The organism is Kitasatospora sp. LaBMicrA B282, from assembly GCF_050325825.1.
In the GTDB taxonomy this organism is placed as follows: Bacteria; Actinomycetota; Actinomycetes; order Streptomycetales; family Streptomycetaceae; genus Kitasatospora.
Window position 1 is genome coordinate 1 of the sequence record NZ_JBNQTI010000228.1, and the last position, 10,263, is coordinate 10,263.

Here is a 10,263-nt window from a genome sequence, read left to right on the forward strand (position 1 = left end):
TCGCCTCCCCCGACTCCGACATCGGCCTCGTCGGCTACGAGATGGCCCTGCTCGTCGACCGCGCCGGCGCCGTCCTCACCCCCGCCCTGCGCGCCGAACTCCAGGGCAGCCTCCTGCACTGAGTCCGGGCCGACCGGCCGTCGTGATCCGACGGCCGGTCGGAGCCCGGCGCACGGCCGGACGAACGCAACGGTCGGACGGCCGGACGCAACGGCCGGACCTGACAGATGATCCGGTCTGACGGAAGGTCGGATCCGGCCACTGTTCGCCCTCCGGACCGCCCGACGGCCGGCCGACGGAGCGCCCCACTTGCACCTCTGACGTATCGTCGGATGGTCCTGACGGGGCATCGGAAACCCCGGTGACGCCGTGTCGTCACCGCCGTAGTACTTGTAGTATCCAGCCGCCCCTTCCGAGCCCGCGGCGACGGGCTCGGTTTCGGGCTTTGTACCGGCACCTCGCACCACCGGCTCCGGGTCACCCCGGGACCGCGCCCCGCACACCTTGCACCGCACCGCAGCATCCTGTGAGGAGAGGAACCGTGACACCGCCCGACGATCGCCAGGGCCAGTACGGAGTCCCGTACCCCGGCACCGGCCACGACGCGTTCGGGACGCCCGGCGCCGCTCACGGCCGACAGTCCGCCCGGCCGCAGTACGGCCAGCAGTTCGGTGACCAGTACGGCCAGCCCCTCCCGCAGCACGGCCAGGCGTTCCCGCAGCAGGCTCCCCAGCACGCACCGGCCCCGCAGCCGGTGCAGCCGGCCCCGTACGCCGCGGCCTCGCGGTCGACCGGGCCGGACCAGGAGTTCGACAGCGGGCCGCTGATCCGGCCGTTCGCGATGACCGGCGGGCGGACCAGGCCGCGCTACGAGCTGGCCCTGGAAGCCCTGGTCTCGGCCAGCGTCGACCAGGCCAAACTGGCCACCCTGCTGCCGGAGCACCAGCGGATCTGCACGCTCTGCGCCACCGAGGTGAAGTCGGTGGCCGAGGTGTCCGCGCTGCTCTCGCTCCCGCTCGGGGTGGCCCGGATCCTCGTCGCCGACCTGGCCGAGGCCGGCCTGGTCGCCATCCACCAGCCCGCCGCCGGGGGCGAATCCGGCAACCAGCCCGACGTCACGCTGCTCGAAAGGGTCCTCAGTGGACTTCGCAAGCTCTAGCCCCGCGACCGCCGCCCGTGCCACCACCTCCGCGAAGATCGTCGTAGCGGGTGGCTTCGGCGTGGGCAAGACCACCCTCGTCGGCGCCGTGTCCGAGATCAACCCGCTGCGCACCGAGGCCGTCATGACCTCGGCCTCCGCGGGCATCGACGACCTGACCCACACCGCCGGCAAGACCACCACCACGGTGGCGATGGACTTCGGCCGCATCACGCTGGACGAGGACCTGATCCTCTACCTGTTCGGCACCCCCGGCCAGGACCGCTTCTGGTTCATGTGGGACGACCTGGTCCGCGGCGCCATCGGCGCCGTCGTCCTGGTCGACACCCGCCGCCTCGCCGACTGCTTCCCGGCCCTCGACTACTTCGAGAACAGCGGCCTGCCCTTCGTCGTCGCCCTCAACGGCTTCGACGGGCACCAGCCGCACACCCCGGACGAGGTCCGCGAAGCCCTCCAGCTCGGGCCGGACACGCCCATCATCACGCTGGACGCGCGCCGCCGGGACAGCGCCAAGAGCGCCCTGATCACCCTGGTCGAGCACGCCCTGCTGGCCCGGCTGCGCTGACCGGGCCGGGGACCCCGTCGGGCCCGGGGTCCCCGATGCACCGTCAGTCCTCGGGCGTGAGGCCCGCCTTGAGCAGGGTGTAGGTGTAGGCGTCCTCCAGTGCGCGCCAGGAGGCGGCGATCACGTTGTCGGCCACCCCGACGGTGGACCAGCTCGCGTTGCCGTCCGCCGACTCGATCAGCACCCGGGTGCGCGAGGCCGTGCCGTGCTGGCCCTCCAGGATCCGGACCTTGTAGTCGACCAGCTCGAGCTTGGCCAGCTGCGGGTAGATCCGCTCCAGCGCGGCGCGCAGCGCCTTGTCCAGCGCGTCCACCGGCCCGTTGCCCTCGCCGGTGGCCACGATCCGCTCGCCCTTGGCCCAGAGCTTCACGGTGGCCTCGTCGCCGGCGCGGCCCCCGGGCTGCTGCTCGCTGATCGCCCGCCACGACTCCAGGGTGAAGAACCGGGCCCGGTCGCCCTGCACCTCGTCGCGGAGCAGCAGCTCGAAGGAGGCGTCGGCGGCCTCGTAGGTGTAGCCGAGCAGCTCCTGCTCCTTGACCTTGGCCACCACCCGGCCCACCAGGTCGCGGTCCGCGGACAGGTCGTAGCCCAGCTCCTTGCCCTTGAGCTCGACCGAGGCCCGGCCGGCCATGTCGGAGACCAGCATCCGCATGGTGTTGCCGACCCGCTCGGGGTCGATGTGCTGGTACAGGTCCGGGTCCACCTTGATCGCCGAGGCGTGCAGGCCGGCCTTGTGCGCGAAGGCGGAGACCCCGACGTAGGGCTGGTGGGTGGAGGGGGCCAGGTTGACCACCTCGGCGATGGCGTGCGAGATCCGGGTCATCTCGGCCAGCCGCCCGGGCGGCAGCACCCGCCGGTCGTACTTGATCTCCAGCGCCCCGACCACCGGGAAGAGGTTGGCGTTGCCGACCCGCTCGCCGTAGCCGTTGGCCGTGCACTGCACGTGGGTCGCGCCGGCGTCCACCGCGGCCAGCGTGTTGGCGACCGCGCAGCCGGTGTCGTCCTGGGCGTGGATGCCGAGCCGGGCGCCCGTGCCGGTCAGCACGTCGGCGACGATCTCGTGCACCCCGGCGGGCAGCATCCCGCCGTTGGTATCGCAGAGCACCACCACGTCCGCGCCGGCCAGGTGCGCGGTGCGGACCACGGCGAGCGCGTACTCGCGGTTCGCCCGGTAGCCGTCGAAGAAGTGCTCGCAGTCGATGAAGACCCGGCGGCCCCGGCCGCGCAGGAACTCCACGCTGTCCCGGACCATCTCCAGGTTCTCCTCCAGCGTGGTGCGCAGCGCCAGCTCCACGTGCCGGTCGTGGGCCTTGGCGACCAGCGTGACCACCGGCGCACCCGAGTCGACCAGCGCGGCCAGCTGCGGGTCCTCGGCCGCCCGGCCGCCGGCCCGGCGGGTGGCGCCGAAGGCGACCAGCTGCGCGTGCTGCAGGTCCAGTTCGGTGGCGGCCCGGGCGAAGAACTCGGTGTCGCGGGGGTTGGCGCCGGGCCAGCCGCCCTCGATGAACCCGACCCCGAAGTCGTCCAGGTGCCGCGCGATGGTCAGCTTGTCCGCCACCGTGAGGTTGATCCCCTCGCGCTGCGCACCGTCGCGCAGGGTGGTGTCGAAGACGTGGAAGCTGTCGTCAAGGTGACGCGTACTGCCGTCGGTCATGGCCCTGGTTTCTCCGTTCGGGGAGAGGTCTCTGCTGTTGCCGGATGTCCGTCCCCGGCTCCACTGTCCACTGTCCCGCGCGCCACCCGCAGTCCGTGCCCGCCTGGTGGGCGGCGCCGGTGCTCCGGGTCCTGCCTCCTCGGCGTGGGATGGGCTCGAGGGGCAAAACAAAAGACCCCTCGCGGGTGCGAGAGGTCTGCGCGCGGGTCGTGTGACGCTGTGGTCGTCCCGCGGGATTCACTGCGGAACGGTCACTGCGGACCGGCGCGCCTGCTGCTAATAATCATCGCGAGCGAGGACACGCTTGCAGTCTGGCACAGCTTCCGCCTGCCGGTCGCGATGTCTCGCGATCCGGGACGGGCGGGTCGGGCGGGCCGGTGCGGCTCCGCCCCGGCCCGGGGCACCCGCGGGTGTGGGCGCCCCGAGGGCGGGTGGCGGGTCAGACGATCGGGTGCAGCCAGCCGTGGGTGTCCTGCACCGTGCCGCCCTGGATGCCGAGCAGGGTCTCGCGCAGGCGCATGGTGACCGGGCCGGGCTCGCCCTTGCCGACGGTCCAGTCGGCGCGGGTCGACTTGACCGAGCCGACCGGGGTGATCACGGCGGCGGTACCGCAGGCGAAGACCTCGGTGAGGGTGCCGTCGGCGTTGCCCTGCTTCCACTCCTCGGTGGAGATCTTCCGCTCCCCGGTGGCGTAGCCGAGGTCGGCGGCCATGGTGAGCAGCGAGTCGCGGGTGATGCCGGGCAGCAGCGCGCCGGACAGGGCCGGGGTGACGATCCGGGCGTCCGCGCCCTCGCCGAAGACGAAGTAGAGGTTCATGCCCCCCATCTCCTCGATCCACTTGTGCTCGGCGGCGTCCAGCCAGACCACCTGGTCGCAGCCCTGCGCGGCGGCCTCGGCCTGCGCGACCAGCGAGGCGGCGTAGTTGCCCGCGCACTTGGCGGCGCCGGTGCCGCCGGGCGCGGCCCGCACGTACTCCTCGGAGAGCCAGACCGAGACCGGCTTGACGCCGCCCGGGAAGTAGGCGCCGGCCGGCGAGGCGATCACGATGAAGACGTACTCGTTGGCCGGGCGCACGCCGAGGCCGACCTCGGTGGCGAACATGAAGGGCCGCAGGTAGAGGCTCTGCTCGGGCTGGCTCGGCACCCACTCGCGGTCCTGCTGGACCAGCAGCTCGACCGCCTTCACGAAGGCCTCGGTGGGCAGCTCGGGCATGGCCAGCCGGCGGGCCGAGGCCTGGAAGCGGGCGGCGTTGGCCTCCGGGCGGAAGGTGGCGATCGAGCCGTCGGGCTGGCGGTAGGCCTTGAGGCCCTCGAAGATGGCCTGCCCGTAGTGCAGGGTCATGTTCGCCGGGTCCATCTCCAGCGGGGCGTACGGGCTCAGCTGGGCGTCGTGCCAGCCGCGGCCCTCGGTCCAGCGGATGGTGACCATGTGGTCGGTGAAGATCCGGCCGAAACCGGGGTTCGCCAGCCGGGCCTCGCGCTCCGCCGCGGGCAGCGGGTGTGCGGAAGGCTTGAGCTCGAACGTGATGGGCGCCTGGGTGGGCGTGGTCATGGCTTCTGTCCTTCACCGTGGGGTTGGTCAGGGCCGTGACCGCCATCCGGCGGCGGGTCGGGGAGACCCCCGGGGTACGCCGAAGGCACGGCCCACTGTTGATACTCGCATCTAAGGGGCCGTGCCGAACAGCTGTGGAGTTGTCACGCCTCCTGGGGCGCCGTTACCGCCTCTCCTCAGCCCGACCCGTCAGCCGGCTACTCGGGCGACGAGCGCGTCGCCGACCTGGCTGGTGGAACGGGAGGCGCCGGTGCGCTCGGCCAGGTCGGCGGCGACGGCCGCCTCGACCCGGGCCGCCTCGGCGGTGAAACCGAGGTGGTCCAGCAGCAGGACGACCGACAGCACGGTGGCGGTCGGGTCGGCCTTGCCCTGGCCCGCGATGTCCGGGGCCGAGCCGTGAACCGGCTCGAACATCGAGGGGAACTCGCCGGACGGGTTGATGTTGCCGCTCGCCGCCAGTCCGATGCCGCCGGTGACGGCCGCGGCCAGGTCGGTCAGGATGTCGCCGAACAGGTTGTCGGTGACGATCACGTCGAACCGCTCGGGCTGGGTGACGAAGAAGATCGTCGCCGCGTCCACGTGCAGGTAGTCGGTGGTCACCTCGGGGAACTCCCGGCCGACCTCCGCGAAGATCCGGGTCCACAGGTGGCCGGCGTGCACCAGCACGTTGTTCTTGTGGACCAGGGTGAGCTTCTTGCGCGGGCGGGCGGCGGCCCGGCGGTACGCGTCGCGGACCACCCGCTCGATGCCGAACGCGGTGTTGAGGCTGACCTCGGTGGCCACCTCCTGCGGGGTGCCGGTGCGCAGCGAGCCGCCGTTGCCCACGTACGGGCCCTCGGTGCCCTCGCGGACCACCACGAAGTCGATCTGCGGGTCGCCGGCCAGCGGCGAGCTGACGTTCGGGAAGAGCCGGCCCGGGCGCAGGTTGATGTGGTGGTCGAAGGCGAAGCGCAGCTTGAGCAGCAGCCCCCGCTCCAGCACCCCGGAGGGGACCGACGGGTCCCCCACGGCGCCGAGCAGGATCGCGTCGTGCGTCTTCAGCTCCGCCAGCACGGAGTCGGGCAGGGTCTCCCCGGTCGCGTGGTAGCGGCGGGCCCCGAGGTCGTACTCGGTGGTCTCCAGCTTCACCTCGTCGGGAAGCGCGGCGGCGAGCACCTTGAGGCCTTCGGCGACGACTTCCTGGCCGATCCCGTCGCCGGGGATCACTGCAAGACGGAGGGTGCGAGACATGGCTGCGACGTTACTCCGGTGTCCCAGGGGATGACATCTCCTGTCCAGAATCCGGACGGGTGGAGCGGGTGGTCAGCGCGACGTCGAGCGGGAAGGGGTGCTCGACGGTGAGGCGGTCGTGGAAGATGCCGGTGGGGACGTAGCTGTTGGTGGCGGGGTCGCGCTCGTAGGTGTAGACGACCGGGCTGCCGTCGTTGCTCTCCACGCGCCAGAAGTAACGGATGCCGGCGGCGGCGTACTTGCGGGGCTTGACCTCGCGGTCGCGTTCCTGCGACTCCTCGGAGACGACCTCGACCACGAGCAGGACGTCCTCAGCCTTGATCCACGTGTCCTTGTGGCTGATCCCCGCCGCGAGAGGCGCCACCGCCAGGTCCGGCTCGGGCCGGTTCCGCTCTCCCAGGACCACGGAGAACTCGCGCCAGACGTCCCACCCGGGCGGGATCACCGCCAGCAACCCGTTCTCCAGCGACCGGAGCGTCCGGAAGTGGAATCGGGTCCGCCGACTCGCGAAGATCAAACTCCCGTCGAGCAGCTCCGTGTGCGGAGGCAGGCCCGGGAGCCGGTCCAGGTCCTCGGCCGTCCACCCGCTCACGGGCGGCCGCAGCCAGTCCGGGAAGGGTTCGACGCTCATCATCACTCCCATGCGAGGGATTCTGGCGGGCCTCTTCAGGCTACTCGGCAGGTCCTGAGGCGCAGTCACTCGAACGTGTCACCGATGATGGCGTCATGCGGGAGAGGCGGGCGGCCCTGGGGGCGGCGGGGCTGGCGGTGGGGGCGTACCTGGTGGCGCTGGCGGTGCGGCGCGGATACCCGTTCGGGCACCCGCCGCCCGCCGGGAGCCGGCTCGCGGAGCAGGTGGTGCCCATGCACGCCCACCTGTGGGACCTGCTGCACGGGCACGGCGGCGGCGACCTGCTGCTCAACTGGAACAGCGGGTACGGCGTGCCGTTCCTGCCGGACCTGCTGACCCAGCTGCCCAACCCGTGCTCGCTGCTGGTGCTGCTGGTCCCGCGGGCCCAGGTGTGGCGAGCGGTCTTCCTCGCCACGCTGCTGAGCATCGGGCTCGGGGCCGCGCTGATGACCCGCTTCCTGGCCCGGCTGCGTCCCGGACCGGGGTGGCAGCGGGCGCTGCTCGGCGGGTGCTACGCGCTGGGCGCCTGGACCCTGCTGGACGGCGTGGGCCAGCCCGCCTGGTTGTGGGGGCTGGTCGCGCTGCCGTTGCTCTGCCTGGCCTTCGACCGCTGCCTGCGCCGCACCGGCTGGCCGCTCGGCACCGCGGCCGTGGCGCTGGCCTGGTACGGCGACTTCTACACCGCGGCGCCCGCCACGCTGGCCGCCGTCCTGGTGCTGGTGCTGCGGGTGGCGCTGGACCGGCGGCCGGCGCGGGAGCGGCTGCGGGTGCTGGGGCGGGCCGCGGGGATGGCGACGGTCGGGATCGCGGCGGCGGCGCCGGTGCTCTGGGTGACCTACCGGGCCGGGCTGGCCGCGGCGCCCGCCCTGGTGCCGCACCCGCAGGTCCCCGGGTTCAGCGACTACCTGGCCCGGCTGCTGCCCGGCGGCCTGGCCCCCCGGCGGCTGCCGGACGTCTTCGTCGGGGTGCTGCCCCTGCTGCTGGCCGCCGCGCTGCCGTTCCACCGGGCGGTGCGCCCGGCTGAGCGGGTGGCCTGGCCGGCCGCGCTGCTGCTGCTCACCGCCGCCTTCGTGTGGCGGCCGACGCTGCTGCTCTGGCACGTGGCGAACGCCCCCGAGGGCAACCCGTACCGGGCCACCTTCGTGCTGGGCGCGCTGCTCACCATGGCGGCCTGGGTCTGCCTGGCCGAGCGGCCGGGCGCGGGCGCGCTGGCCGGCGGGGCGCTGCTGCTGGTGCTGCTCGCGGTGAGCGCGCACGGGCGGGCCGCGGTCGGGGCGGTCGGCTGGGTGCTGCTCGCGGGCGGGGTGCCGGTGACCGCGGCCGCACTGGTGGCGGCGCGGCGGCGACCGCGGGTGGCTGCGGCGGTTCTGGGATGCGCGGTGCTGGCCGGGGCGGTGCTCGCGGCCTACCAGGTGCAGCAGCTGCGCGGGCAGGCGCAGCAGCGCGGGCGGCAGGCGGTGCCGGGGCAGGCCGCCCCCGGCGGGAGCCAGGCGACCGCGCGGGACCGGCTGCTCGCGGCGGGCGCCGAGTCGGCCTGGCCCGGGCGGCGCACCGAGCCGGGCCCGCAGCTGTTCACCGGCAACGACCCGATGCTGCTGGGCGGCCAAGGCGGCGACTACCGCAGCGACTACCTGCCCGACGCCACCGCGCAGGCGCTGCACGGGCTGGGCGCCGGGTGGCTGCAACAGGGCCGGCAGACGCTCGGCTTCGCGGACCCGGTCGGGCAGGCGCTGTTCGCGGTCGGCGCGAGCCTGGGGCCCGACCTGACCGTCCGGTCGGCCCCGGCCGCGCCGCTGGTCACCGTGCACGCCTTCGGACCCGCGGACACCTCCTCGGTCTGGGCGCGACGGCAGCTGCTGCTCGGCGCGACGGTGTACCAGACCCCGCCACTGGTCCCCGGCACGGGCCCGACCGCGCCGACCGACCACGGCCGCAGCGGCTGGTCGCTGCCCAGCACCCCACCGGGCAGCGAGGGCACCGTGCTCACCGCGAGCTGCACCCCCGGCCGGCTGGCCTACCTCTACGCCCCTTACCTGTCCGGGCAGCTGAGCTGGCCGGACGGTGAGCTGACCGCGGCCGGGCAGCAGGACGAGACGGCGCTGCCGGTGCTGCCGCTCGGCCCGGTGCCGGCGGACGGGGTGGTCCGGGTGACGGTCCGGGTCGGCATCGCCACCCAGGTGCCGGCCGAGCCGTTCGGCTGCCTGGACCCGGCCGCCCTGACCGCCGCGGTCGACCGGCTGCACGCCCAGGGGCCGACCCGGGTCCGGGCCGGCGGTCACACCGTGGCGGCCGACCTGCCCCCGGGCAGCAGCGGCACCGCGCTGCTCGCGGTGCCGGCCGTACCGGGGTGGCAGTGCGCGGTGGACGGCGGCCCGGCGGCACCGGCGCGCTCGGTCGAGGGGCTGCTCGCGGTCCCGCTGGGCACTGGGGCCACCCACCTGACCTGCTCCTTCCACCCCCCGGGGCTGCTGCCGGGCCTCTGGGTGACGGCGGGCGCGGCGGTCGTGTGGGCGACAGTGACCGGCTGGACCTGGTGGCGGCGGCGCAGGAACGGCGGCGGGGCAGCGGGGTGAGGGGGCGGCGGCCCGCGGGGGCGCCCGCCGAGCGGCAGCAGGCCGACCCCGTGCGCGGGCCCGCCCGCTGCGGAAGGTCGGGGCTGTCCGCCGCGCCGCAGGCGGCGGCCGGACAGCCGGCCCGGTGAGAACTGGCCGACAGGTTCCGCGCCCCGGCCGCAGCGGAGGCGTCAGCCTCACGCCCCCGATCCCACCCGCACGCCCCCTTACGCCCCCGGGCCGGGCAGCAGCTGGGCCCGTCGGCCGTCGAGGTTCAGCTGGTGGACCAGGAGCAGCCCGGCGTGCGCGTCGGGGCTGCGGTGCACCTCCAACACCGTGCCCGGGAGTTCGGGTTGCAGGATGGCGGCGGTCCCGGGCGGCGCGGCGACCAGGCGGGTGTCGAGCGGCGGGTGCAGCGGGTCGAACTCCAGGGTCGGACGGCCCGCCGCCAGCCCGATAGCGCTCGACGCCTTCGCCGGGTCGGGGGTGGTGCCGACCGGACCGGTCCAGATGGCGTAGCGGATCCGGCCCCCGGCGGGCGGAAACCCGGGCAGCGCGGCGAGCCGGATGGGCAGCACGACGGTGTCGCTGTCCAGCAGATCGGTGTCGGTGTCTCCCCAGTGCCCGTTCAGCGGCTGGACGTCCAGCTGGCGCCCGGTGCGCGCGTCCAGCAGGCGGGCCACCAGGACGTCACTGCCGGGCAGCCGGTCGGCCAGCACCAGGGCGTCGGGCACCCCGTCCCCGTCGGTGTCCAGGGTGGCCCGCACGGCGCAGGCGCCGACCGGGCTGCTCGCCGGGGCCCAGCCGACCGCGGCCAGGTAGAGCGTGCCGGCGGCGGCACCGACCTCGGGGGCGTCGCTGGCGGCGCCGACCGCCCGCAGGTCGGCGGCCCGGGCCGCGGGCAGCGCGGCGCACGGCGG

8 protein-coding genes and 1 pseudogene are annotated in these 10,263 nt (G+C 74.3%); 4 read left to right on the forward strand and 5 right to left on the reverse strand.

Annotated elements, in window-relative coordinates; all coding sequences use genetic code 11:
* The 3 genes and pseudogenes from ACQRUO_RS35985 to ACQRUO_RS35995 form a co-directional block, all read left to right on the forward strand.
* Positions 1-122 (forward strand): annotated as a pseudogene (locus ACQRUO_RS35985) (roadblock/LC7 domain-containing protein); the annotation flags it as partial.
* A gap of 419 nt (positions 123-541) precedes the next feature.
* On the forward strand, positions 542-1,159 hold the full coding sequence (locus ACQRUO_RS35990; protein WP_428320379.1) for a DUF742 domain-containing protein: 618 nt from the start codon (positions 542-544) through the stop codon (positions 1,157-1,159).
* On the forward strand, positions 1,140-1,724 hold the full coding sequence (locus tag ACQRUO_RS35995) for a GTP-binding protein (protein ID WP_428320380.1): 585 nt from the start codon (positions 1,140-1,142) through the stop codon (positions 1,722-1,724). Before ACQRUO_RS35990 ends, ACQRUO_RS35995 begins: the two co-directional genes overlap by 20 nt.
* Before the next feature lie 43 nt (positions 1,725-1,767).
* Here ACQRUO_RS35995 and cimA read toward each other — a convergent pair whose 3' ends face one another.
* The 4 genes from cimA to ACQRUO_RS36015 all read right to left on the reverse strand — a co-directional run bounded on the left by cimA (position 1,768) and on the right by ACQRUO_RS36015 (position 6,803).
* The gene (gene cimA, locus ACQRUO_RS36000; RefSeq protein WP_428320381.1) at positions 1,768-3,378 is read right to left on the reverse strand and encodes a citramalate synthase; all 1,611 of its coding nucleotides are present in this window, start codon (positions 3,376-3,378) and stop codon (positions 1,768-1,770) included.
* Positions 3,379-3,817: 439 nt separating this feature from the next.
* A complete protein-coding gene (locus ACQRUO_RS36005; protein WP_428320382.1) occupies positions 3,818-4,930 on the reverse strand; it encodes a branched-chain amino acid aminotransferase in 1,113 nt (370 codons plus the stop codon).
* Positions 4,931-5,119: 189 nt separating this feature from the next.
* Positions 5,120-6,160 (reverse strand): 3-isopropylmalate dehydrogenase, encoded by a 1,041-nt coding sequence (locus tag ACQRUO_RS36010; RefSeq protein WP_428320383.1) that lies wholly within the window; start codon positions 6,158-6,160, stop codon positions 5,120-5,122.
* A 10-nt stretch (positions 6,161-6,170) separates the two neighbouring features.
* Positions 6,171-6,803 (reverse strand): Uma2 family endonuclease, encoded by a 633-nt coding sequence (locus ACQRUO_RS36015; protein WP_428320384.1) that lies wholly within the window; start codon positions 6,801-6,803, stop codon positions 6,171-6,173.
* An 83-nt stretch (positions 6,804-6,886) separates the two neighbouring features.
* On the opposite strand from ACQRUO_RS36015, the gene ACQRUO_RS36020 reads away from it, so the two are divergent.
* Positions 6,887-9,364, forward strand: coding sequence for a YfhO family protein (locus ACQRUO_RS36020; RefSeq protein WP_428320385.1), 2,478 nt, complete (start codon positions 6,887-6,889; stop codon positions 9,362-9,364).
* Positions 9,365-9,570: 206 nt separating this feature from the next.
* Here the strand turns inward: ACQRUO_RS36020 and ACQRUO_RS36025 are convergent.
* The coding region (locus ACQRUO_RS36025; protein WP_428320386.1) for a hypothetical protein at positions 9,571-10,263 on the reverse strand (693 nt) is incomplete at its 5' end.